Here is a 24,331-nt window from a genome sequence, read left to right as displayed (position 1 = left end):
TCGCGCTGCCGTACGCCTGCAAGGGCGGCGTGTGCTGCACCTGCCGCGCGAAGGTGCTCGAAGGCGAGGTGAAAATGGACAAGAACTACACGCTCGAAGAGCAGGAAGTAAAAGACGGCTTCGTGCTGACTTGCCAGTGCCATCCGGTGAGCGAGCGTGTCGTTGTCAGCTACGACGAAGTTTGACGCTCAGCCCTCGCAGTGTGCCTACAAGGTGAATTTCATGACACATCCCCTCTTTACAAAGCATGAGGCGACGCTTTCCACGGCGCTGAAAGCAATCCGGGAACGTGGATATTGGTCCCCGTTCAATGAGATGCCGAGTCCGCGCGTCTATGGCGAGCATGCAGCGAGCGAAGGTGAGGCGGCTTTCAAGGCGTTGTTGAACAATCATTTCGATGTTGACCAGCCTGGTACAGAAGGCAAGGTTGGCAAAGAGGCATCGCCGTTTGGGTTCCCGCTATCCGTTACCTATCCCAAAGCCAATGCTGACGTACTCTTGCAGGCGGCGAGTTTGGCGCAGGGAACCTGGCGCCGGGCCGGCCCGGCCGCATGGGCAGGCGTGTGTCTCGAAATTCTCACCCGGCTGAACACAAGGAGCTTCGAGATCGCGCATAGCGTGATGCACACAACGGGGCAGGCGTTCATGATGGCATTTCAGGCGGGTGGCCCGCACGCTCAAGACCGCGCGCTCGAAGCGGTTGCTTACGCCTGGGACGAGCTAAAGGATATCCCGGAGACAGCCTACTGGGAAAAGCCTCAGGGCAAGAACCCTCCATTGTCCATGGAGAAGCGCTTCACGATTGTGCCGCGCGGTATCGGCCTCGTGATTGGCTGCTGCACGTTCCCGACCTGGAACAGCTACCCCGGGCTTTTCGCGGATCTCGCGACGGGGAATGCGGTAATCGTCAAGCCACATCCGGCTGCCATCTTGCCGCTCGCCATTACGGTTCGAGTTGCGCGCGAGGTACTGGGCGAGGCTGGGTTCGACCCGAATGTGGTGACGTTGCTTGCGACCGACCCGGGCGATGGCGAGTTCATGCAGAAGCTGGTCGTCCGTCCGGAAATCAGGATTGTTGATTTCACCGGGAGCACGTCCAACGGTGAATGGATTGAGCAGCATGCGCTTCAGGCGCAGGTCTACACGGAAAAGGCCGGCGTCAATCAGATTGTGATCGACTCGGTCGAGGACATGAAAAGTGCGGCGCGTAACATTGCCTTTTCACTGTCTTTGTACTCCGGGCAGATGTGCACGGCACCTCAGAATATTTATGTCCCGAAGGACGGCATCCAGACAGCCGATGGCCGCATCTCCTTTGACGAAGTCGCCGGTGCCATCCAGCAGGCCGTCGAAAAACTGCTCGGTGATCCTGCAAAGGCCGTCGAACTCACCGGCGCCATCCAGAACTCCGGGATCCTCGAGCGAATCGAAAGTGCGCGTGGTTGTGGCGAGGTCCTTTTGGATAGTCGCGCCATCTCCCATCCGTCTTACCCCGAGGCGGTGGTACGGACGCCCATCATCACGAAGCTCGATGCCAGCGACGAGCAAAAGTATTTGAAGGAATGGTTCGGCCCGATCTCGTTCATCGTCGCTACGGATTCAACGGAGCAGTCGCTTGAGATTGCGGAAAACGCGGCCGCCTCAAAGGGGGCCCTGACGCTCTCTGTCTACAGCACGGACGAAGCCGTGGTCGAGAACGCAATCGAGGCGTCGGTTGAGGGAAGGGTGGCGCTGTCCATCAACCTGACTGGCGGCGTATTCGTCAACCAGTCGGCCGCGTTCTCCGACTTTCATGCCACCGGCGGTAACCCTGCTGCGAACGCATCGCTGACGGACGCAGCCTTCGTCGCCAATCGATTCCGTGTAGTCCAAAGCCGGCGTCACGTTCAAGCGCGCGATTCTGCAGATAGCTAACTGGGCCACGCAGGTTGCGCGCGGCGCCGAAGACTGACCGTTCACTAACATTACTGGAAATAACCATGAAAGAAGCATTTATTTGTGATGCCGTTCGCACTCCTTTCGGACGTTATGGAGGTGTACTGAAGGACGTGCGGGCAGACGACCTGGGCGCCGTCCCCCTTCGCGCACTGATGGCGCGCAATCCGGCTGTCGACTGGGAACAGGTCGCCGACGTTTTGTACGGCTGCGCGAACCAGGCTGGCGAAGACAACCGGAACGTGGCGAGGATGTCGGCGTTGCTCGCCGGGCTGCCAATCGGCGTTCCGGGCTCGACGATCAACCGGCTTTGCGGCTCAGGGATGGACGCGGTGGGCAGTGCCGCTCGCGCCATTCGAGCAGGGGACGGAGAGTTGTACCTCGCGGGGGGCGTTGAGAGCATGACCCGCGCTCCATTCGTGACCGGGAAAGCGACGGGCGCGTTTTCACGTTCCGCAGAAATTTTCGATACGACCATTGGTTGGCGTTTCGTCAATCGGCTGATGAAAGAGCGTTACGGCGTCGACTCGATGCCTGAGACTGCCGAAAACGTCGCAATGGACTTCTCGGTAAGCCGCGAAGATCAGGATGCTTTCGCGCTGCGCAGCCAGCAGCGAGCCGCACGCGCTCAGGCCGACGGTACGCTGGCGCAGGAAATTGTCCCCGTCGAGATTGCGCAGCGCAAAGGGGATCCCATCGTGGTGGACAAGGACGAGCATCCGCGTGAAACGTCGCTCGACGCACTGGCCAAACTCAAGGGTGTCGTACGTCCGGACGGTAGCGTCACCGCAGGCAACGCATCGGGCGTGAATGACGGCGCCTGCGCCTTGATTCTCGCGAGTGAGGAAGCGGCGAAGTTGAACGGCCTCAAGCCCCGGGCGCGTGTGCTGGGGATGGCGACCGCTGGCGTGGAACCGCGAATCATGGGCATCGGACCCGCACCGGCGTCCATCAAGCTTCTCAAACGCTTGGGACTCAAGCTCGACCAGTTCGACGTCATCGAGTTGAACGAGGCTTTCGCCTCTCAGGGGATTGCCGTGCTCAGGCAACTCGGCTTGGCCGAGGATGATCCGCGCGTGAACCCGAACGGTGGTGCCATTGCATTGGGGCATCCCTTGGGAGCCTCCGGTGCGCGGCTTGTGACGACAGCGATGTACCAGCTTGAACGCAGTAATGGACGCCTGGCTCTTTGCACAATGTGTATTGGCGTGGGTCAGGGTATTGCGATCGCCATCGAACGAATTTGAGGGAGCCGTAGACATGTCTGTTGGATTGGCGAAATCGGTGCCCGTAGGCATCGTCGGCGCAGGGGCCATGGGCGCCGGAATCGCACAGATTGCCGCTACGGCGGGGCATCGCGTGATCGTGTACGACGTGAATCCGGCTGCCGTAGACAAGGCACTGGTTTCCATCGCTGCGGCTTTGCGCAAGCTCGCCGAGAAGGGCCGACTGGGCGTGGCAGATGCGAACGCCGCGATCGACCGGCTGTCGGCTGCGCCCGACCTGTCGGGTTTCCGGGAGGTCGGTCTGGTCGTTGAAGCCATCGCGGAAAAGCTTGAAATCAAGCAAAGGGTATTCGCCGAGCTCGAGCGCTGCGTGAGCGACACCTGCATCCTCGCGACGAATACCTCGTCGATATCCATCACGGCGATTGGCGCCGCGCTCCGAAAGCCCGAGCGTGTGGTGGGCATGCACTTCTTCAATCCGGCACCCCTGATGGCGCTCGTCGAAGTGGTGAGCGGGCTGGCCACGCTCAAGCGAGTCGCGGACCAGGTCTACGCGACGGCTGCCAGCTGGGGGAAAGTGCCTGTACATGCCAAGAGCACGCCGGGCTTCATCGTCAACCGCGTCGCGCGCCCCTTCTACGCGGAAGGTCTGCGTGTGCTGGTCGAGCAGGCTGCCGATGCCGCTTCGATTGATGCGGTCATGCGCGAGGCCGGTCAGTTCCGCATGGGCCCGTTCGAACTGATGGACCTCATTGGGCATGATGTCAATTTTGCGGTGACCGAATCGGTGTTTCAGGCCATGTTTGGTGATCGCAGGTTCACCCCGTCTATCGTGCAACGCGAGTTGGTGGATGGCGGATTTCTCGGCCGCAAGAGCGGCAAAGGCTTTTTCGACTACTCGTCAGATGCCGTCAAAGCCCGCGCGTACATTGAGCCACCTGCGAACGAACCCGCGACGATCCGGCTCGGGCCGCCGTCGGCACCGGGTGCCCGCTTGCAGGATCGGTTGCTCGCCGCCGGGTTGCCGATGTCCCACGAGCGCTCGACCGAGGCAGGCGTGATTGCTGAAATCGATGGCGCTGTGCTGATGCAGACTGATGGCCATACGGCGACCAGGCGCGCAGCGGACATCGGAAGAGACAGTGTGGTCCTCGTCGACTTCGCTCGAGACTACTTCTCGACAAAGATGGTCGCGGTGAGTCGTTCGATGCGCTGTAACGAACGGGCCTATCAGGCTGTTGTCGGTGCTCTTCAGCGCTGCAACTACGAGGTGGTTCCGATGAAAGATATTGCGGGACTCGCGGTGATGCGCACGGTCGCGATGCTTGCGAACGAAGCGGCAGATGCGGTCAATCAAGGCGTATGTTCAGCACAGGATCTCGACCTCGCCATGGAGAAAGGCGTCAACTATCCGGTCGGGCCGCTCAAATGGGCCGATGAAGCCGGTGTGGAACTCTTCCATCGTGTTCTGACGAATCTCGCGGAACATTATGGCGAAGAACGCTACAGGATCTCGCCGCTGCTGTCCGCACACCGCTGGGGTGGGCTGCCGATTTACAGCAACGCGCAAGTCGCTGTTGCGTGAACGTTTCGAACTGTCATTTCTGGAGACAACTGTGGTTCAACCAATTCCTCAACCGGGCGAACTCGAACCGATCGAAACGGCAAGCCGTGACGAGCTTTCGGCGCTGCAACTCAAGCGCCTCCAATGGTCGGTTCGGCATGCATATGAAAACGTTGCGCACTACCGCCAGGCGTTCGACGCCGCAGGCGTGCATCCTGACGACCTGAAGGCGCTCTCCGACCTCGCGAAGTTCCCGACAACGTCCAAGAAGGACCTGCGCGACAACTATCCGTTCGGCCTCTTTGCCGTTCCGAAGAACAAGGTTGTGCGAATTCACGCGTCGAGCGGGACAACGGGAAAACCTACAGTGGTGGGCTATACCGCTGGCGACATAGACACCTGGGCCAATGTCACTGCCCGCTCGATTCGGGCGGCGGGCGGCAGACCCGGCGACACGTTGCACAACGCGTTCGGATACGGGCTGTTTACTGGCGGGCTTGGGATCCACTACGGCGCGGAACGCCTCGGTTGCACGGTAGTGCCGGTCTCGGGCGGGCAGACGGAAAAGCAGGTCCAGCTGATTCGCGATTTCGAGCCGTCGATCATCATGGTCACGCCGTCATACATGCTGAACCTGATCGACGAAATGGCACGACAGGGCATGGACCCCGCCCAGTCGTCGCTGCAGGTCGGCATCTTTGGCGCGGAACCGTGGTCGCAAGGCCTGCGCGCTGAGATCGAGGCGCGAGCCGGCATCCAGGCAATCGACATCTATGGTCTGTCCGAGATGATGGGGCCGGGCGTTGCTTCCGAGTGCATTGAAAGCAAGGACGGCCCGACCATCTGGGAGGACCACTTCTACCCGGAAATCATCAACCCGGAGACGGGTGAAGTCTTGCCCGATGGCAGCGAAGGCGAGCTGGTCTTTACTTCGTTGTCGAAAGAGGCCATGCCCATGATCCGGTATCGCACCCGGGACCTGACCAGGCTGCTGCCGCCCACGTCCCGTTCAATGCGCAGGCTTGCGAAGATCTCGGGGCGCTCGGACGACATGCTGATCATTCGAGGCGTGAATGTCTTTCCGAGCCAGATTGAGGAGCTTGTGCTGGCAATCCCCCGTCTGAGTGGCCAGTACCAACTGACCGTGTCGCGGCAGGGACACATGGATTCCTTGGCGGTGGCCGTTGAGGCGCGCAGTGAGATTTGCGCCGAACTGACGGATTCTGACCGGCAGCAGTTGGCAAAGGAACTGCAACACCGCGTCAAGACGATCATCGGTATTACGACGGCTGTGACGGTGACCAATGCAGGGGAGATCGCAACGTCGGTAACGGGCAAGGCGAAGCGGGTGATTGATTTGCGAAAGGCGGATTGACCCACAGCCTGCCAAACTCCTCAGGAAACCGTATAAAAATGAATCAGCACTTCAAGACGATCAGTGTTCACATCGATGAAAAAGGTATAGCGACCGTCTCGCTTGCGCGCGAATCGGTGTTGAACGCGTTCGACGAAACCATGATCGCAGAGCTGACTGAGGCCTATACCAGCCTTTCGTCCGCGCCGGACGCTCGAGTCGTATTGCTTCGGTCGAGCGGCCGCGCGTTCTGTGCAGGGGCCGACTTGCAATGGATGCAGCGCGCGAGTCGCAACGCCGCGCAGGAAAACCTCCGCGATGCCAGGCGGTTCGCGGACATGATGCAAGCCATTCGGGGTTGTGCCAAGCCGACCGTTGCGCGGGTTCATGGGCATGCGTTCGGCGGCGGAGTCGGTCTGTGCGCAGCCAACGATATCGTCATTTCAAGTGACAATGCGCGCTTCTCGGTCAGCGAAGCCCGCTTCGGCATCCTGCCCGCCGTGATTGGACCGTATCTTGTCGAGGCGGTCGGGCAGCGCCAGGCACGGCGGCTGGCGTTGACGGCGACCCAGCTTGCCGCACACGAAGCGGTCACGATCGGCCTGGTCCATCAGGCAGTCGCGATAGAGGATCTCGACTCGGCCATCGACAAGACGATTTCTGAGCTCACGGCAAACGGGCCGGAAGCGCTCCGTGAAATCAAGGCGTTTTTCGAACGGGTGGGTGACTACCCGCTCTCGGCCACATTTCACGATCTTGCAGCCCGGACAATCGCACGAGTTCGGGCGACGGAGGAAGCGAAGGAGGGCTTTGCCGCCTTTTTTGAAAAGCGTCCTCCGGCCTGGTTGGCGAAAGCAGGTTAAACGAACATTCAAGCTGGACGAATGCCGGGTCGGTTCCGATGAACCTGCCGGGCATTGCCGAGTGCCTGGAAAAGAGCCGAAATCGCTTGCACGCTCTCAGCGCCAAACAGATCGAACGTTCGTGACTCAGCCCGCAAAAATCGACTCAAAACGCATGAACCAGGGGTTTTCCCCGATCCAGAGTGCGTCAAATTGTCAAATCTGTGCTTTAGAATGAACTCTCTAATTAGGCGGCTAGTCCTGAATTACATCACCGAGCCGCTTACGTTTTAATTTGCAGCGAAGCCGCTTTATTACGGTCGTTCGTATTGCTAATCATTGTAGAACACATGACCGTACCAGAACCTGAAGAGTATGTAGACAATTGCAAGTCCGGTTTTCAAGCGATTTTCGCTCTGATGAAGCCGGCAGTCGATGGGTTGCACTCGGCAGCGGTGCTCAATGTGCAGGTTGCACGGGCAGCATTGGCGGGACCGGCGAATTGGCAGCGGGGCGCGGCGCAACAGACTGAAGAAATGGTCGCGTCGTATAGCCGTCAGCTATTCGAGATTGCCACCAGAACCCAGACCGAATGCGCAAAGGTCGCCCAGGTGCAATACGAGCGGATCAACAAGCGTGTCCAGGAATCGTCGGCCGGCGTTTTCAGTAGCGCACCGGCAGATTCGGGAGCGCCTGGTGAGGGGGGCAAATCGACGTTCTCGACAGCCGCGGATACGCTGCGCACGCGCAGAACGCGGTCACCGGTCGCAGCGCAGGACGATATCGACGCTGCCAGCGCTGCGGTTCCGCAAAGGGCCACACAAGAGGCGGTTACCCGGCAACGGTAATCGGGTAGCGAAACCAGGCCCTGTGCCGCTCCGCCCCACTGATATAGCTCGCCCGCCATCGCCATGGCGCCGGCAAGCCGCTACTTTCTGCAGACGTGGGAGCCGGTGAGCCGGTCCGATAGCGGCTTTATCGTCAGAGCAACCGGAACCGAACTTGCCGATCGCCGCTTTTTGCTCCGAGGCGTGGAAAGCCAACCCGCTGCCCGGGCTCTTCGCGGCCTGCTATCGGGCATCTCGCAGCATCACGGCAAACTTGCAGATGCTTCGTGCGAACGCAGGATCGCCCGCCTGGTGATCGAAGCCGTCGGGGCGCTACCTCATGCAGCGCGCGTAGATCGAACAGACTCAAGACGCCGTGGACGGCCAGCATCCGGTGCCGCAGGGCTGTGGCGCAGCGATGAAAAGACTTTAACGAGTAACAGTAACTTTAGGACTGTGAAATGACTGACATTGTGATCGTTTCGGCCGCACGCACGGCGGTAGGCAAATTCGGCGGTTCGCTGGCGAAGGTGGCGGCGCCCGACCTGGGCGCGATCGTCATCAAGGCGGCGCTCGAGCGCGCGGGCGTGAGCCCCGGGCAGGTGAGCGACGTGATCATGGGCCAGGTGCTCACGGCCGGTTCGGGCCAGAACGCGGCGCGCCAGGCGTCGATCAAGGCGGGCCTGCCCACGGCGGTTCCCGCGATGACGATCAACAAGGTGTGCGGCTCGGGCCTGAAGGCGGTGATGCTCGCGGCCAACGCGGTCATCGCGGGCGACTCGGAGATCGTGGTGGCCGGCGGCCAGGAGAACATGAGCGCGGCGCCGCACGTGCTGCCGGGCTCGCGTGACGGGTTCCGCATGGGCGACGCGAAGCTCATCGACAGCATGATCGTGGACGGCCTGTGGGACGTCTACAACCAGTACCACATGGGCGTGACGGCGGAAAACGTCGCGAAGGAATACGGCATCACGCGCGAAGAGCAGGATGCCTTCGCGGCGCTCTCGCAGAACAAGGCCGAAGCCGCGCAGAAGGCGGGGCGCTTCGACGCCGAGATCGTGCCGGTGGCGATTCCGCAGCGCAAGGGCGAGCCGCTGCAGTTCGCCACCGACGAGTTCGTGCGCCACGGTGTGACGGCCGACTCGCTCGCGGGGCTGAAGCCCGCGTTCTCGAAGGAAGGCACGGTGACGGCGGCCAACGCCTCGGGCATCAACGACGGCGCGGCGGCGGTCGTGGTGATGTCGGCGAAGAAGGCCGAGGCGCTGGGGCTCACGCCGCTCGCGCGCATCAAGGCGTACGCGAGCGGCGGGGTGGACCCGAAGGTGATGGGCATGGGCCCGGTGCCGGCGTCGACGCGCTGTCTGGAGCGCGCGGGCTGGACGGTGAACGATCTTGATCTGATGGAGATCAACGAGGCGTTCGCGGCGCAGGCGCTCGCGGTGAACAAGCAGATGGGCTGGGACACGTCGAAGATCAACGTGAACGGCGGGGCGATTGCGATCGGTCACCCGATCGGCGCGTCGGGCTGCCGCATTCTCGTGACGCTGCTGCACGAAATGCAGCGCCGCGACGCGAAGCGCGGTCTGGCCTCGCTGTGCATCGGCGGCGGCATGGGCGTGGCGCTCGCGCTCGAGCGCGCTTGACAGGCGCTTCATAGCCGATTGATAGCCGATTGACTCTGCTCGATCCTCTTTTCGAGGCAGCAAGCAGAGCAGTAACCGGGTAGTAAGCGGCTCGCCGTGCGCAAGCAACGGCGAGCCGTCAGTAGCAGCAACCACGCGCAATATTAAAAGCTGACTAGAAGCCGCGCGGTCTCAGTCTTGCCTTCGTCTTGGGTGGAAAGAGGAAGCAGGACAACGGCGAATGTGGCGTCAATCTACGCAGGCGATGCCGCCGCCACAGACTCTTTTACATAGAACTCTCGCAGGTATATAGGATGACTAATCGTATTGCATTGGTAACGGGCGGTATGGGGGGCCTTGGCGAGGCCATCAGCGTGAAGCTTCACGATGCGGGCTATCGCGTCGTCGTGACGCATTCGCCGGATAACGCGGGGGCGAAGGACTGGCTCGCCCGGATGAAAGAAACGGACCGCGAGTTTCATGCATATGGCATGGACGTAGCCGATTACGATTCGTGCCAGCGCGGCGCGGCAAAGATCCAGAGCGAGATCGGGCCTGTCGATATTCTCGTGAACAACGCGGGGATCACGCGCGACATGACGTTCCGCAAGCTCGACAAGGTCAACTGGGACGCCGTGCTGCGCACCAATCTCGACTCGATCTTCAATATCTCGAAGCCGCTGTGCGACGGCATGGTCGAGCGGGGGTGGGGCCGCATCATCAATATTTCGTCGGTGAACGGCTCGAAGGGTTCGGTCGGTCAAACCAACTATGCGGCGGCGAAGGCCGGCATGCACGGCTTCACGAAATCGCTGGCGCTGGAAGTGGCGCGCAAGGGCGTGACCGTGAACACCATTTCACCGGGTTATCTGGCCACGAAGATGGTGACCGCGATCCCACAGGAAATCCTCGACACGAAGATCCTGCCGCAGATTCCGGCTGGCCGCCTCGGCAAGCCGGAGGAGGTGGCAGGCCTCGTGGCCTACCTGTGCTCCGAGGAAGCCGGTTTCGTGACCGGCGCGAATATTGCCATTAACGGCGGCCAGCACATGCAATAAGGACCGGCGGCGCTGGAGGCCACTCACGGAAGCCAGGCCGCATTTTTCGGTGTTTTGCTCGCTTCACCACTACGCGTATTCCCGTCTTCGTGGCAGCGGGAAATCGCCATGGTGCTTCATCATGGGGAATGGCATGGGCGAAGAAACATGGATCGGTCTCGCGATCGGCGTATCGACACTCGCCGTTGCTTTACCCGCGGCGATCGCTCACTACAGGCGCGAACGACGTCGGGCGCGGCTACTGGGCAACCTCAGGCAGCACGCTACGGACCACGCAGAATCCGGCGCGAGCATTGCCGCTAACGCTTTGCGCGATGCACCGTTACGCTGAAGGGAACCGAATCGGTCCAACGGGCGACGTGCCTCGAAGCTCGACGACCATTGCATCGCTCGACGGATCAACCGGCATTGAATCGTCGCGCACACAGTTAATGATCTTTTAAACGCTACACGATGACACATCATGCTCCGGAGCCGCTGGCCTTCAGTCAGCCGCAACTCAACGTTCGCGCAGCGACGCACTCGCTGAGGGTCGCCGCACTCTGGCAGGTGCTGATGCCGTTTGCCAGGGAGATCGGGAACGTGAAGATCTCGACGGAACAGGTTGACGGCTATGCGGATATCACCATTTCATTCGTTCGCGCTCCGTCCGCCGCGCTGGGCGCGATGGTGGACAGGCTGGGCGCAATGACGTGGGTGACGAAGGCCACGTTGATTTGAATGCCTTCGCACCAATCCGTGACGCAGCCGAATAGATTCATGCCACAGGATGGCAGGACAACTTATCAAGTAAGCAGGTATCCATGGACGAACAACTGAAGCAAAGCGCGCTCGCGTATCACCAGAATCCGAAGCCCGGCAAGATCTCGGTCACGCCGACCAAACCGCTCTCGAACCAGGTCGATCTTTCGCTTGCCTACTCGCCCGGCGTTGCAGCCGCTTGCGAGGCGATCCACGCAGACCCGCTCGATGCGCAGAAATACACCTCGCGCGCCAACCTCGTCGGCGTCGTGACGAATGGCACGGCCGTGCTCGGCCTCGGCAATATCGGCCCGCTCGCAGCGAAGCCGGTGATGGAAGGCAAGGGCTGCCTGTTCAAGAAGTTCGCCGGCATCGACGTGTTCGACATCGAGCTCGACGAACTGGACCCGGACAAGCTCGTCGACGCCATCGCCATGCTCGAACCGACGCTCGGCGGCATCAACCTCGAGGACATCAAGGCGCCCGAGTGCTTCTATATCGAGCAGAAGCTGCGCGAGCGCATGAAGATCCCGGTCTTCCACGACGACCAGCACGGCACGGCGATCATCGCGTCGGCGGCGATCCTCAACGGCCTGAAGGTCGTGGGCAAGGATCTGGGCAGCGTGAAGCTAGTGTGTTCGGGCGCGGGCGCGGCAGCGATCGCGTGTCTCGACCTGCTCGTGAAGCTCGGTCTCAAGAAGGAGAACATCCTCGTTGCCGACTCGAAGGGCGTGATCTACGAAGGCCGCGGCAATCTCGATCCGTCGAAGGCGCGCTACGCTGCCAACACCGATGCGCGCACGCTCGGCGATGCGATCAAGGCCGCCGACGTGTTCCTCGGCTGCTCCAGCGCCGGCGTGCTCAAGCCCGAGATGGTCAAGGAGATGGGCGACAGGCCGTTGATCCTCGCACTCGCCAACCCCGAGCCGGAAATCCGCCCCGAAGAAGCGAAGAAGGTGCGCCCGGACGCGATCATCGCCACGGGCCGTTCGGATTATCCGAACCAGGTCAACAACGTGCTGTGCTTCCCGTTCATCTTCCGTGGCGCGCTGGACGTGGGCGCGACGACCATCACGGAAGAGATGAAGCTCGCATGCGTGCGCGCGATCGCGGAGCTGGCCGAGGAAACCGACCAGGGCGACGAAGTCGCGAAGGCCTATGAAGGCCACACGCTCGAATTCGGCCCGGAGTACCTGATTCCGAAGCCGTTCGATCCGCGCCTCATCATCAAGATCGCACCGGCCGTGGCGCAGGCCGCGATGGATTCGGGCGTGGCCACGCGCCCGATCCAGGACATGGAAGCCTACCGCGAGCAGCTTGGCGCGACGGTCTACCGCTCGGGCATGGTGATGCGTCCGGTGTTCGCGGCGGCGAAGGCGAAGTGCGCGCGCATCGTGTTCGCCGAGGGCGAGGACGAGCGCGTGCTGCGCGCCGCGCAGTTCGTGCTCAACGAGAAGATCGCCAGGCCCATCATCGTGGGCCGTCCGTCGGTCGTGGAAATGCGCCTGAAGAAGATGGGCTCGAAGCTGCGTCCGGGCACCGACTTCGAGATCGTCGATCCCGAAGACGATCCGCGTTTCCAGAAGGGCTGGCAGGCGTACCACGAACTCGGCGCGCGCCAGGGCATCACGCCCGAGGTCGCGAAGGCGTCGATGCGCAAGTTCAACACGCTGATCGGCGCGACCCTCGTGCATCTGGGCGACGCCGACGGCATGATCTGCGGTCTGCTGAACAGCTTCGACTATCACCTCAAGTTCATCGAACAGGTGTTCGGCGGCGCGAAGGAGGCCGAGAACTATGCTGCGATGAACCTGCTGATGCTGCCGGGGCGCAACATCTTCATCAGCGACACCTACGTGAACGAAGTGCCGAGCGCCGAGCAGCTCGCCGACATGACGATCCTCGCCGCGCGCGAGATCGAAAAGTTCGGCATCACGCCGAAGGTCGCGCTGCTTTCTTCGTCGAACTTCGGCAGCGTGCGTTCGTCGACGTCGCAGCGCATGCAGGCCGCGCGCGAGCTGATCGCCGCGCGTGCGCCGCAACTGGAAGTGGACGGCGAAATGCATGGCGACGCGGCGCTCTCCGAGCTGATCCGCAAGCAGTCGTTCCCGGGCACGACGCTCACGGGCGAAGCGAACCTGCTGATCATGCCGAACGTGGAAGCGGCCAACATCGCGTACAACCTGCTGAAGGTGATTGGCGGCGAAGGCGTGACGGTCGGCCCATTCCTGCTGGGCGCGTCGAAGCCGGTGCACATCCTCACGCCTGCGGCGACGGTGCGACGCATCATCAACATGACGGCGGTGGCTTCGGCGAACGCGGCAGTTGCGAAGGCTGCCGCGCGCTGAGCCAGCGTTGGCGCTGCGCCGCACGCCGGCGCAGCGCGCAGATCGTCAACACATGTTCTGCTAACAGGTTAGCCGAGGGCGCCTCACGCGATCGCGCAGGCCCACAACCCTCCAATTGAAAGCCGCATCGTGCAGCGCAGTTCGAATGACGGTTTGCCGATCGCACTTGTCACGTGTATCGATCTTCACGTGCGCTGTCTCTATCCATCAGAAAAACTGAAGATATCGATCAAAACTACGAGCTTTGCTTGTTGCTGCACTTCCGCCATAGTTTCTTGCCTGCCTCGTTATCGAAGCATCGCTCTCACTGCGTGAATAGCATCGTGAAAACGACGACCCCGGAATACCTGGACCATCCGTTACGCGCCGCCCTGGCTGCAGAACTGCACGCCCGGCCGTTTCTAAAGCTGGCCGAATCCGTTTCGCTCATTCACTATGCGGTCTTCACCGAGCACAAGCCGTGGTTACACGACGCGCTATTGCAGACGTTGTGCAGGGACACGAAAATCCCGGTTCCGGCAGAAGGCGCGACCCACTATTCCTTTCAATCACCGAGCGGATGGCAGCTCAAGTGGGAGCGCCATGCCGAGTTCTCCACGTTTACGTTCGTCAGCCCCCGCCGCGACAAAGCATTATTCGATGACATCGCCATTCAGGGCATTCCTGCGAACTGGTTTGCGCAACTCGCCGGCAGCCGGCTCGTCGCGTCACGCATGGAACTGCTCACGGGTGAAGCAGCGCGTGTGGCACGTGGCGCGGTACGCCACTGGATCGATGGACCGATTCTCGTCGGAAGCGATGTGCTCGGCGGGGGCCAGGCGTTTTGCGACTGGTGCGTGCGACCCGATGGCTTCACGCGCTTTCTCGTCCTCGATGACGGCTTTCGCGAGGAGCAGGGCGGCCGACTGTTGCAGCGGCTATACGAAATTGAAACGTACCGGATGATGGCGCTTCTGGCACTGCCGGTCGCACGCCGGATGAGCCGCGAACTGGACGAAATTCATATTTCGCTTCAGGCGCTCATGCAGGGCATGGACGCAGAGGGAGCGGAAGGCGATGACTCGAAACTACTTGTCAAACTCACGCACCTTGCGGTTCGCGTCGAATCATTGGCGGGCTCGAGCTCGCGCTTTAGCGCATCACACGCTTACGAGAAACTGGTTCTGGCGAGAATTCACGAGTTGCGTGAAGAACGTATTGAGGGCATGCCCACGATCCAGGAGTTTATGGAACGCCGCTTTGCACCTGCGATGGAAACCTGTCGCAGCGTCTGGGCACGCCACGAGGTACTCGCGGCCCGTATTGCGCGTGCGGTCGATCTGTTGCGCACGCGAGTCAATCTCACGCAGGAAAGGGATGTCACCCGCCTGTCGGCGGCATGGAACGCACCGCCCGGAATCAACTCCATTTGCAGCATGCCGTCGAGGGTCTCTCCGTTGCAGCGATCTCCTACTACGTGCTTTCGCTGGTAGCGGCTGCCTTCAAGGCGCTACACGTGCTCAGTCTGCCGATCCAGCCGGAACTCGCCGAAGGTCTGGCGATAGGGCCCGTGGTCCTGGCGGTGATCGTCATCACGAAACGCACCCGAAGCCGGTTATTGAAGCGAAGCACAGGCACTGACATAAACGACATTCATCCGTCGAAGCAACCCATCTGAAATGACTCACCAACCAGCAGGAGCATCAATGAGCCACCCCGATAGCACCCACGCGCAGGAAACCAAGCAGCGCAACGGCAATCAGGCGAGCGCGACCTTCGCGCTGCCGTACCGTTCTTTACTGCTGCCGCCGACTGTCTTGCTAGCCGGCAACCCGCTCGATCGACACGATGTCGAAACAGCGGCGATCCTGGGCTACAACTGACACGGTTCGATCGCCTTCGCCACCCGTTTGATCCCCGAACGAAGCGCGGGTTGGTCGCATTGGCATTCCGTCCCGCGTTGCGCAGCGGGATTCAAATGTTGGCGCACGTATTTTCACCGATGAGCGTACCGCTGCGCCCCCTCTGCAATGTCTACGAGGGATTCCCCTGGGCACGCTGATCCCGTGTCCATTTCGTCCCAGCTTTCGTCGCACTGTGCTTTCCAGAGAACGCCTTTCGCTTAAAGGCGCCGATTATTCGCGTTTCGCGAATATCGCGTTCGCTGGTTCTTCCATACCGCAATAGTGAGCCTTGCACCTATCTTTGTGCCGTCGGCCGGGTAGTCGCAGGGCGTCTCGCACTGAAAAAGACGGTCGACTACACCTCGCGATTGAGTTCGCACGCAAGAAAACATCGGCATCGGCCTTGGCGTTGCGCTCCGCGCGCACGCGCAACGAGCCAATGGTTACGGAGACGGAAATGAAAGCAAACGAGTGGGATACCTCCTACGAATGGAAGGCGGTAACGCTGCTGGCCCTGGGCTTCGGGCTGGTCGGTCTGGACCGCTGGCTCATCGCACCGCTGTTCCCTTCAATCATGAAGGACCTCAACCTGACTGCTCAGGACGTCGGCAACTGCATCGGAGTGCTCGGCCTCTCGTGGGGCATCTTCGCTGCCCTGATGGGCGGCATCTCGGACAAGGTGGGCCGCCGGAAAGTTCTCATTCCCGCAATCATCGCGTTTTCGCTGCTTTCCGGTTTCTCCGGTCTCGCAGGTGGGCTCTTCAGCCTCATCGCCATTCGCGGTCTAATGGGTGTCGCTGAGGGCTCGTTCTGCCCAACGAGCTTCGCTGCAACGGCAGACGCATCGCATCCGCGCCGCCGCGGGCTGAATCTCGGCCTGCAGCAAAGTGGTTTCGCGCTGTTCGGTTTGGCGCTGTCGCCCATCATCGCAACGCAACTGCTCAGCTTTGTCACGTGGCGCTGGGTGTTCGGTCTCGTCGCCATTCCCGGCCTGATCCTCGGAGCGATCATGTTCTTCGTCATCCGAGAGCCGAAGGTGGTGAAGGAAGTCGCTTCGGAGCACACGCCAGCGTCGCTGGGTCATGTGCTCAAGAGCAGGAACATCCTCGTTGCCATGCTTGCGCTGTGCTGCGCAATGACCGGCGTGTTCGTTCTTGGCGCGCTGCTGCCGCTGTATCTCACGGGTTACCTGTCGCTCGACACCCAGAAAATGGGCCTGGTTGTCTCCGCGATCGGCTTTGGCGGCTTCCTGGGTCAATTCGGATTGCCGGGTCTCTCAGACCTCGTCGGCCGCCGTTTGGCCAGCGTCGTGGGCTTCGCGGGAACCGCTGTGATGCTCTACATTTTCCGTGGTCTGGGCCCTCAACCGCTTGCACTGTTCGCTGTGCTGTTCGTCGCGTCGTTCTTCACGCTCGGCCTGGTCTCGCTGCTCTCCGGACCGGTTGCGACTGAAGCCGCACCCATCGGGCTAGTCTCGACGTCGATTGGCGCGGTCGTCGGCGTGGGCGAAATCTTCGGTGGCGGCATTGCGCCGGCGATGGGCGGATACGTCGCCGCTCACTTCGGTATCCAGAACATCCTCTGGCTGCCGATGTGCGCCGTCGTCCTCGGCATCGTGGTCAGCCTGCTTCTCAAGGAAACCGCGCCGGCCGTCCTGCAGCGCAGTGCTGTCCTGCGACCGGAACTCGCTGCAGGCGAGCAGCCGCGGTAATTCAGATGCGAAGCCGGCGGCGGTTTCTCTACGCCGCCCCAGATGTATCGCGGTTGTCGGCCCACTTGTTGAACGGATGGATGCTGAATGCTTCGCCACGGGCCAACCTTCGCTTGTGTCGAGCCTGGTGTCGCGACGCGAGGCAATCAGCGCAGACGCAATAGGGGCAATCCACAAGGCGCACGCACTAACGTGCCCTATATGTGAGATTGACATCAATCTGGTGACAGTGTGACGTCTTCTGCGTGACGCAGCGAGCAGTCTGGTCCATATAAACTGGCACTTTGCAGAGGGGAAAGGCGCCGCATGGACCGGTTTCTAAGCATCGAGGCATTCGTGAGAGTGGCGGAGGCGAGCAGCTTCGCCGAAGCGGCAAGACAGCTTGGTGTGGCGAGTTCCGTGGTGACCAACCGCATCCAGCAACTCGAGAAGTTCGTCAACGCGCCGCTCTTCCACCGTAGCACGCGCCATGTCCGGCTATCGGAGGTCGGGGAGGCGTTCTATCGCGAGTGTGCTGAGGTCGTGGGCCGCGTCAATGAATTGACTGACCAGATGCGCGAGCTTCGCGCGACGCCGACAGGGCGCTTGCGCATCCAGATGCTCCCCGGGTTTGCGCTTGGACATTTCGGCGCGCCACTGGCCGAGTTCAACCGGCGCTATCCGGGAATCCAGCTCGATATCATCGTGAACGACCGCGTTGTCGACCCGGTTGAAGAAGGCTTCGATATCGCGTTCCAGATTTTCCCGCCGATTTCCGAGTCGCTCATCGAGCGTCGGTTATTTACCGTTCGCCGTCTCTTTTGTGCGTCGCCGTCGTATCTCGATAAACACGGCGCACCACAACATCCGGCCGACCTGCTGCAGCACACAACTGCGCTTTACTCGGGATATCCCTCGCGAAATCGCTGGACGATGACGCACGGTGACGAGGTGGTCGAGATGGAATTGCCGGGCATGATTCGTTCGAATTCTGTTCATCTGCTTCGGGACTATGCGCTTATGGGTGGGGGCATTGTCTGTTTGCCCACCCTGGTTGCAAGCGAAGCGCTGGTGAACGGTACTTTGGTGCCTGTCTTGACGGACTATGACCTCTCGGCATTGAGCTTTGCCGCTGTTTATCCCGCAACGCAGCGTCAGGCATTGAAGGTGAAGGCGCTCGTTGAGTTCCTTGCGGAATATATCGGCAGCGAGCCGTCATGGGATGTGCCTTTGCTCGAGCGCGGCTGGATTCGGTAATCAGCTAATTCACGTGGGATTATTCGCGAATCGCAAATGCCGTAGTCGCTGTCCGGCAGGTTGTTGCTACCCGCCATTGCCCCTAGAGTTGATCCCGACAAGCAGTTCAACACAGGAGACAGCAATGACCGACACGGCATTCCATACCGTCTTTGGCTCGCTCGATAGCTACAAAAAAGGCGACATTGAAATCACGAGCGGCAGCGCTCGTCACTACGCCTTCTCGAATATCTTCGAGGTGGCCTCCAGGTCGGCGCCCTACGAAAAGGTCGTCGTCGGCAAGAATCTCGAATACATCATCGAAGTGCTCCGGACCGAAGGTGTATCGCCGTGGTTCGCCTGTGCTCACGACGAATTCACCATCCAGATGGATGGCGAAGTCCAGATCGAATTCATCAAGCTCGACGATCCGCCGAAGTCCGGGCGTGGCACCGTAAGCGCCGGAGCGCAACCTGCCGGTCGCAAGATGGGCCACGTGGTTCTGCGCAAGGGACACCAGGCGCTTCTCCCCGCAGGCTGCGCATACCGCTTTGTCGCAAGCAAGCCGGGCGTCGCTCTCGTGCAGACCATTCTCGGTGAGCTGTCCGTGGAGAAGTGGGCCGACATCTGCCTGCACTGACCGCTCGACAGCCGACATTCGAATACCAGGAGACAAGCTATGGCCGCCCTCGATACCCTCGACCATCCCGCAGATTTTGCAGCAGACACGGTGCGTTCCACGGAGCCCGACGCCGTCACCGGCTACCGCCGCTTCAAGCTCGGTGAATTCGAGTTCCAGCGCGACGAGTATTTCGTGAAAATCAGCTGGCCCGCAAAGGGGCAGACGCGCACGCATGCTGTGCCCGCAGACGCTTTCCTGCGCGCGATGATGCGCGACGTCGCATGGGGCTTCTTCTACGGCTGGGTGAACTTCGACCACGTGTTCGGCACGCGCAATCACTACGGCAAGGTCGATGTGTACGCAGGCACGTTCAACGGCATTCTGAAGGAAGCGGGCGTCGACTACACCGAGGCGTTCGAAACGCCGACCATCATGGCAACGTTCAAGGCCATGCTGCACGACTGGACGAACGAAGGCTTCGACCCGTTCGCGGCGCCGGAAGAAACCGGCACGGCATTCGGCCGCAAGCATGGCGAGAATGGCGCGGCAATCGAACGCAAGCGCATCGCTACGCGCCGTATGCCGGGTCTCGAAGGCGACTCGCCGCTGCGCGACGACCTCCCGGTCAATCGCGCATTCGCGGACGTCATTCAGGACGAGCCGGAAGTGCATGCCGAACCCGGATTCGAAGGCGAGCTTCATGCGTTCAACCTCTTCAAATACCTTTCCCGTTCGGATGTGACGTGGAATCCATCGGTGACGTCGGTGTGCGGCCTGAGCCTGTTCTGCCCAACGACCGAAGAATTCATCCTGCCGGTGTTCCACGGCAACGACCGTGTCGAGTGGTTCCTGCAGCTCTCCGATGAAATCGTCTGGGATATCGGCGACAAGAACACCGGCGCGCCGCGTGCCCGAATCACCATGCGTGCAGGCGACATCTGTGCGATGCCCGCCGACATCCGCCATCAAGGCTACTCGACGAAACGCTCGATGCTGCTGGTCTGGGAAAACGCCACGCCGAACCTGCCGCAGCGCTATGAGAGCGGTGAACTCGCTCCGTATCCCATCGAGTTCCAGGCAGTGAGCCAGCAATAAATCGAGGACGATTCATGCAAACCCAACTCTTCATTGACGGGCGTTTCGTTGACGCCGTTGACCGCGGCACCATCGACGTGCTCAACCCGCACGACGGCTCGCTCATCACGAAAATCGCCGCAGCGACCGCCGCAGATGTCGACCTCGCTGTCGAAGCCGCCACCCGCGCGTTTCCGAAATGGTCGGCGATGCCTGCAGCAGAACGCGGCCGCCTTCTGCTGCGCCTCGCCGATGCCATCGAAGCGAACGCCGAGGAGCTGGCACAGCTGGAATCCCTCGATACGGGCCATCCGATTCGCGATTCGCGCTCGCTCGACGTGCCGCGCACCGCCGCGTGCTTCCGCTACTTCGGTGGCATGGCGGACAAGCTGCAGGGCTCCGTGATTCCCGTAGAAACGGGGTTCCTGAACTACGTGCAGCGCGCGCCTATCGGCGTCGTGGGCCAGATTGTTCCCTGGAACTTCCCGCTGATGTTCACGAGCTGGAAGATGGGGCCGGCGCTCGCAGCGGGCAACACGGTGGTGCTGAAGCCGTCGGAAATCACACCGCTCTCGACGCTGCGCATCGTCGAACTCATGGCGGAAGTCGGCTTCCCCGCAGGTGTGGTGAATATCGTCCCGGGCTACGGCCATACCGCCGGTCAGCGGCTTGCTGAACATCCCGGCGTTGGGAAAATCGCATTCACGGGTTCGACGGCGACTGGCCGCCGCATTGTCGAAGCGTCGCAGGGCAACCTGAAGCGCGTGCAACTGGAACTCGGCGGCAAGGGCGCGAATATCGTGTTCGATGACGCCGACCTCGACGCTGCGATCAACGGCGCGGCGTGGGCCATCTTCCACAATCAGGGGCAGGCATGTATCGCAGGTTCGCGCCTTGTCCTGCACGAACGCATCGCGGACGAGTTCCTCGAGCGTTTCGTTTCGCTCGCGTCATCCATCCGCGTCGGCCACCCGCTCGACCCGAATACCGAAATGGGTCCGCTGACCTCGAAGCAGCATCTGGACCGCGTGCTTACTTTCGTCGATGTGGCGCGCGAGGAGGGCGGACGCGTCCTCACCGGCGGTAGCGCACCGCAGGATAGCGCGCTGGCCAATGGCTATTACGTGCGCCCGACGGTCATCGAGACGAAGCGCGCGTCGGACCGTATCGCACAGGAAGAGGTTTTCGGACCGTTTGTCACGGTGCTGCGCTTCGGCAGCGATGAACAAGCGCTGGCCATCGCGAACGCGACCGAATATGGTCTCGGCAGCGGCCTGTGGACCCGTGACCTTTCGCGCGCGCACAAGACCGCCGCGCAAATCAACGCCGGTATGTGCTGGATTAACTGCTACAAGCGCGTGAATCCCGGCAGCCCGTTCGGCGGTGTCGGGAAGTCGGGGTACGGCCGCGAAATGGGCTTCGAAGCAATGCACGACTACACCGAAGCGCGTTCGGTGTGGGTCAACGTCGACGGTAACGTTCCGCCGCACTTCAAACGCTGAGGTTGCCATGGAGCGCTTTGTTTATCAGGGAACCCCTTCGCGCGTAGTTTTCGAATGGGGGGCGATCGCAAAGCTGCCGGACGAGTTGACGAAACTCGGTGCCCGGCGGGCACTGATCCTGTCGACGCCCGAGCAGCGTCATCTCGCGGACCAGGCGAAGGATGTACTCGGCGAGCGCGCCGCCGGCGTCTGCGCCGAGGCTGTCATGCACGTCCCGGTGGAGGTCGCCCGAGCGGCGCGCGAGACGGCGCGCGAGCTTGACGCGGACTGCTGCATCGCCATTGGCGGCGGGTCCACCATCGGTCTGGGCAAGGCGATTGCACTCGAGTCGTCCCTGCCCATTCTCGCGGTGCCAACGACCTACGCCGGTTCCGAAATGACGCCGATTTTTGGCCTCACGGAAGGCCGTCTGAAGCGCACGGGCCGCGATGCGCGAGTGTTGCCGCGCACCGTCATCTATGACCCGTCGCTGACGCTTTCGCTCCCGGCGGGTATCTCCGCAGCGTCTGGCGTCAACGCTCTGGCGCACGCCGTCGAAGCGCTCTATGCCGAGGACGCGAATCCCGTCATCAGCCTGATGGCAGAGGAGTCCATCCGCGCGCTCGGCGAAGCGTTGCCGGTCATTGTGAGTGCGCCGGACGACCGCGAAATGCGTAGCCGGGCGCTGTACGGTGCCTGGCTCGCAGGGACGTGTCTCGGCGCGGTCAGCATGGCGATACACCACAAGCTGTGCCATACCCTTGGCGGCACGTTCAATCTGCCGCACGCGCAGACGCATGCGGCGATGCTGCCCCATACTGCGCATTACAACCACGCTGCCGCGCCCGAGGCACTGTGCCGGGTCGCACGTGCACTGGGTGGCAGCGAAGCCGCCCAGGCCGGTCCGCTGCTGTTCGAACTGAACGGCAAGCTCGGGATCTCTGCGGCGCTCGCAGACATCGGCATGCCGCAGGACGGTCTCGACGAAGCAACCGATATTGCCTGCAAGAACCCCTATGCGAATCCGCGGCCGATCGAGCGCGCGGCGATTCGTGAGTTGCTGCAGGACGCGTGGGAAGGGCGCGTACCGCATTGAGCAGCTGGAAACATGAAAGGAGACAGACGTGACTACAGAACATGACGATGGCGATGCGCGGCTGACCGAGCAGGTTGTCGCCAGCTTTGCCAGCACACCGGACGCGCGCCTGCGCACCTTGATGCAGAGCCTCGTGCGACATATTCATGCCTTTGTCCGGGAAACGGAGCCGACGGAGGCCGAATGGATGTCCGCAATCCGCTTTCTCACCGAGACGGGGAAGATGTGCGACGACGTCGTGCGTCAGGAATTCATCCTGCTCTCGGACACGCTGGGCGTCTCCATGCTCGTCGATGCGATAAATCACCGGTTCGCGACCGGAGCAACGGATACGACCGTATTCGGCCCGTTCTACATCAAGGGCATGCCCGAGCGTGCCTATGGCGAGAACATGGCCTTCACCCCTGGCACGCCGGTTATCGTCCGTGGTCAGGTGCGCACCACCGATGGCACTCCGATTGTGAACGCGGTGCTCGACGTCTGGCAGACGGCAGAGAACGGCATGTACTCCGGCCAGGACACGGGGCAGCCGCATGGCAACCTGCGTGGCCGCTACCGCACGGATGCCGAAGGTCGCTACGCAATCACAACGATTCTGCCCGTCAGCTATCCCATACCAACTGACGGTCCGGTCGGCAGGATGCTCAATGCAACCGGTCGGCATCCGTGGCGGCCTGCGCATCTGCATTTCATGATCGAGGCGCCTGGGCACCGAACGCTCGTGACCCATCTGTTCGACAAGGACGACAAGTACCTCGAATCGGATGCGGTTTTCGGCGTCAAGCCGTCGCTGTTGGTTGCCTACCGTGAGCGGCCGGCCGGCGATGAACTCGCCCGTCGTTTCAATCGGGATGGCCCGTATCGAGAGGCGAACTACGACTTCGTGCTTGACCGGAGCTGAACAATGCGTCGCTATTTCGCAGTCTTCGCCACCGACAAGCCGGGCATGCGTGAGGTCCGCGAGCGCGTGCGTCCGAGCCATCGGACTTATTTGCGCAGCGCGTCCCAGCACGGCGTCTTCGTACGTCTGGGCGGGCCCACGCTGGCACCTTTATGCAATGCGATGAACGGCACGCTTCTCGTCGTAGAAGCGGACGACATCGACGCGGTGATGCGGTTCGTTGGAGAGGACCCGTACATGAAAGAAGGGCTGTTCTCGCGGGTCGAGGTCCGGCCGTGGGACTGGAGCCTCGGCAATCCTGAACAACGGGTTTGAGCGATGAGCGTACGCCAGTTGTGTCGTCTCGCCGAAGTGCCGGACGGTGGTGCCCGCGTTCTCGACGAAGCATCAGCGGGGCGCCCCATCGTCGTTGTCCGGCGTGGCGACAACGTCTGGGCATACGTCAATCGTTGCCCTCATTTTTCCGTATCCCTGGACTTTGTGCCGGGAAGCGTTTCTTGCTATCGGTCACAGGTGCTGATGTGCGCACACCATAGTGCGCTGTTCCGGTTCGACGATGGAAAGTGCATCGACGGACCCTGTAAAGGGGCGTCCCTTGATGCGGTTCCAGTAGAAGTTGACCCGGAGGCGTGGGTCGTCTTCGCTCGCGCTGCCGAGAACGACTGGCACTAAAGTCACGACATTAGGACGTAGCCCCTACATCAGATGTCATGGCCAGATACAGATGTCCGGTCTCCGGCTCAATAGAAATGTCCGGTTTTTTGCGAGATTTGCTTCCGTCTTTCCCGGGTTTAATCTCCATTCCGTGTTGAAGGATAGCGTCTGGAGCAG

Annotated in this window: 22 protein-coding genes and 1 pseudogene; all 23 read left to right on the top strand. The window is 61.5% G+C overall.

The features are described 5' to 3' along the window. The coding region (locus tag VSR34_RS35420; RefSeq protein WP_342964892.1) for a 2Fe-2S iron-sulfur cluster-binding protein at positions 1 to 185 on the top strand (185 nt) is incomplete at its 5' end. Positions 186 to 222: 37 nt separating this feature from the next. Next, entirely contained in the window at positions 223 to 1,914 is a 1,692-nt protein-coding gene (paaN, locus tag VSR34_RS35415; RefSeq protein WP_342964891.1) for a phenylacetic acid degradation protein PaaN, read from the top strand. 65 nt (positions 1,915 to 1,979) lie between these two features. Further along, positions 1,980 to 3,182 (top strand): 3-oxoadipyl-CoA thiolase, encoded by a 1,203-nt coding sequence (pcaF, locus tag VSR34_RS35410; protein WP_028215382.1) that lies wholly within the window; start codon positions 1,980 to 1,982, stop codon positions 3,180 to 3,182. Positions 3,183 to 3,195: 13 nt separating this feature from the next. Beyond that, complete coding sequence (locus VSR34_RS35405) at positions 3,196 to 4,746, top strand: 3-hydroxyacyl-CoA dehydrogenase (protein WP_342964890.1); 1,551 nt, start codon at positions 3,196 to 3,198, stop codon at positions 4,744 to 4,746. Positions 4,747 to 4,777: 31 nt separating this feature from the next. Beyond that, positions 4,778 to 6,100 (top strand): phenylacetate--CoA ligase PaaK, encoded by a 1,323-nt coding sequence (paaK, locus tag VSR34_RS35400; RefSeq protein ID WP_028232854.1) that lies wholly within the window; start codon positions 4,778 to 4,780, stop codon positions 6,098 to 6,100. A gap of 38 nt (positions 6,101 to 6,138) precedes the next feature. Then, positions 6,139 to 6,942, top strand: a complete 804-nt coding sequence (locus VSR34_RS35395) for an enoyl-CoA hydratase-related protein (protein ID WP_342964889.1) — start codon at positions 6,139 to 6,141, stop codon at positions 6,940 to 6,942. A gap of 329 nt (positions 6,943 to 7,271) precedes the next feature. Further along, on the top strand, positions 7,272 to 7,769 hold the full coding sequence (locus tag VSR34_RS35390) for a hypothetical protein (protein WP_342964888.1): 498 nt from the start codon (positions 7,272 to 7,274) through the stop codon (positions 7,767 to 7,769). A 440-nt stretch (positions 7,770 to 8,209) separates the two neighbouring features. Next, positions 8,210 to 9,391 carry an acetyl-CoA C-acetyltransferase gene (locus VSR34_RS35385; protein WP_176072231.1) on the top strand — a complete coding sequence of 394 codons (1,182 nt, stop codon included), beginning with the start codon at positions 8,210 to 8,212 and terminating at the stop codon, positions 9,389 to 9,391. 293 nt (positions 9,392 to 9,684) lie between these two features. Next, positions 9,685 to 10,428, top strand: coding sequence for an acetoacetyl-CoA reductase (gene phbB, locus VSR34_RS35380; protein WP_081716355.1), 744 nt, complete (start codon positions 9,685 to 9,687; stop codon positions 10,426 to 10,428). A 133-nt stretch (positions 10,429 to 10,561) separates the two neighbouring features. Beyond that, positions 10,562 to 10,759 carry a hypothetical protein gene (locus VSR34_RS35375; protein ID WP_081716356.1) on the top strand — a complete coding sequence of 66 codons (198 nt, stop codon included), beginning with the start codon at positions 10,562 to 10,564 and terminating at the stop codon, positions 10,757 to 10,759. Positions 10,760 to 10,881: 122 nt separating this feature from the next. Further along, entirely contained in the window at positions 10,882 to 11,148 is a 267-nt protein-coding gene (locus VSR34_RS35370; RefSeq protein ID WP_042293337.1) for a hypothetical protein, read from the top strand. An 83-nt stretch (positions 11,149 to 11,231) separates the two neighbouring features. After that, positions 11,232 to 13,517, top strand: coding sequence for an NADP-dependent malic enzyme (locus VSR34_RS35365; RefSeq protein ID WP_342964887.1), 2,286 nt, complete (start codon positions 11,232 to 11,234; stop codon positions 13,515 to 13,517). Positions 13,518 to 13,864: 347 nt separating this feature from the next. Continuing rightward, positions 13,865 to 15,174, top strand: a pseudogene (locus VSR34_RS35360) (DUF3422 domain-containing protein). 28 nt (positions 15,175 to 15,202) lie between these two features. Then, a complete protein-coding gene (locus VSR34_RS35355) occupies positions 15,203 to 15,379 on the top strand; it encodes a hypothetical protein (protein ID WP_167334438.1) in 177 nt (58 codons plus the stop codon). Between the two features lie 478 nt (positions 15,380 to 15,857). Further along, positions 15,858 to 17,111 (top strand): MFS transporter, encoded by a 1,254-nt coding sequence (locus tag VSR34_RS35350; protein WP_342964893.1) that lies wholly within the window; start codon positions 15,858 to 15,860, stop codon positions 17,109 to 17,111. A 306-nt stretch (positions 17,112 to 17,417) separates the two neighbouring features. Beyond that, entirely contained in the window at positions 17,418 to 18,347 is a 930-nt protein-coding gene (locus tag VSR34_RS35345) for a LysR substrate-binding domain-containing protein (protein ID WP_342964886.1), read from the top strand. 124 nt (positions 18,348 to 18,471) lie between these two features. Next, positions 18,472 to 18,966, top strand: a complete 495-nt coding sequence (locus tag VSR34_RS35340) for a hydroxyquinol 1,2-dioxygenase (protein ID WP_342964885.1) — start codon at positions 18,472 to 18,474, stop codon at positions 18,964 to 18,966. Between the two features lie 39 nt (positions 18,967 to 19,005). After that, positions 19,006 to 20,043, top strand: coding sequence for a hydroxyquinol 1,2-dioxygenase (locus VSR34_RS35335; RefSeq protein WP_342964884.1), 1,038 nt, complete (start codon positions 19,006 to 19,008; stop codon positions 20,041 to 20,043). Positions 20,044 to 20,057: 14 nt separating this feature from the next. Then, positions 20,058 to 21,524: an aldehyde dehydrogenase family protein gene (locus VSR34_RS35330; protein WP_342964883.1), complete on the top strand. Its 1,467-nt coding sequence runs from the start codon at positions 20,058 to 20,060 to the stop codon at positions 21,522 to 21,524. 7 nt (positions 21,525 to 21,531) lie between these two features. Further along, a complete protein-coding gene (locus VSR34_RS35325) occupies positions 21,532 to 22,599 on the top strand; it encodes a maleylacetate reductase (RefSeq protein WP_028232199.1) in 1,068 nt (355 codons plus the stop codon). Between the two features lie 28 nt (positions 22,600 to 22,627). Next, positions 22,628 to 23,500 carry an intradiol ring-cleavage dioxygenase gene (locus VSR34_RS35320; RefSeq protein WP_342964882.1) on the top strand — a complete coding sequence of 291 codons (873 nt, stop codon included), beginning with the start codon at positions 22,628 to 22,630 and terminating at the stop codon, positions 23,498 to 23,500. 3 nt (positions 23,501 to 23,503) lie between these two features. After that, the gene (locus VSR34_RS35315; RefSeq protein WP_028215321.1) at positions 23,504 to 23,815 is read left to right on the top strand and encodes a YciI family protein; all 312 of its coding nucleotides are present in this window, start codon (positions 23,504 to 23,506) and stop codon (positions 23,813 to 23,815) included. 3 nt (positions 23,816 to 23,818) lie between these two features. Then, a complete protein-coding gene (locus VSR34_RS35310) occupies positions 23,819 to 24,172 on the top strand; it encodes a Rieske (2Fe-2S) protein (RefSeq protein ID WP_081723531.1) in 354 nt (117 codons plus the stop codon). Positions 24,173 to 24,331: the final 159 nt, after the last annotated feature.

It is taken from the genome of Paraburkholderia sp. JHI2823, from assembly GCF_038900695.1.
Classification (GTDB): domain Bacteria; phylum Pseudomonadota; class Gammaproteobacteria; order Burkholderiales; family Burkholderiaceae; genus Paraburkholderia; species Paraburkholderia mimosarum.
This window is presented reverse-complemented; position numbering and strand designations above follow the sequence as displayed.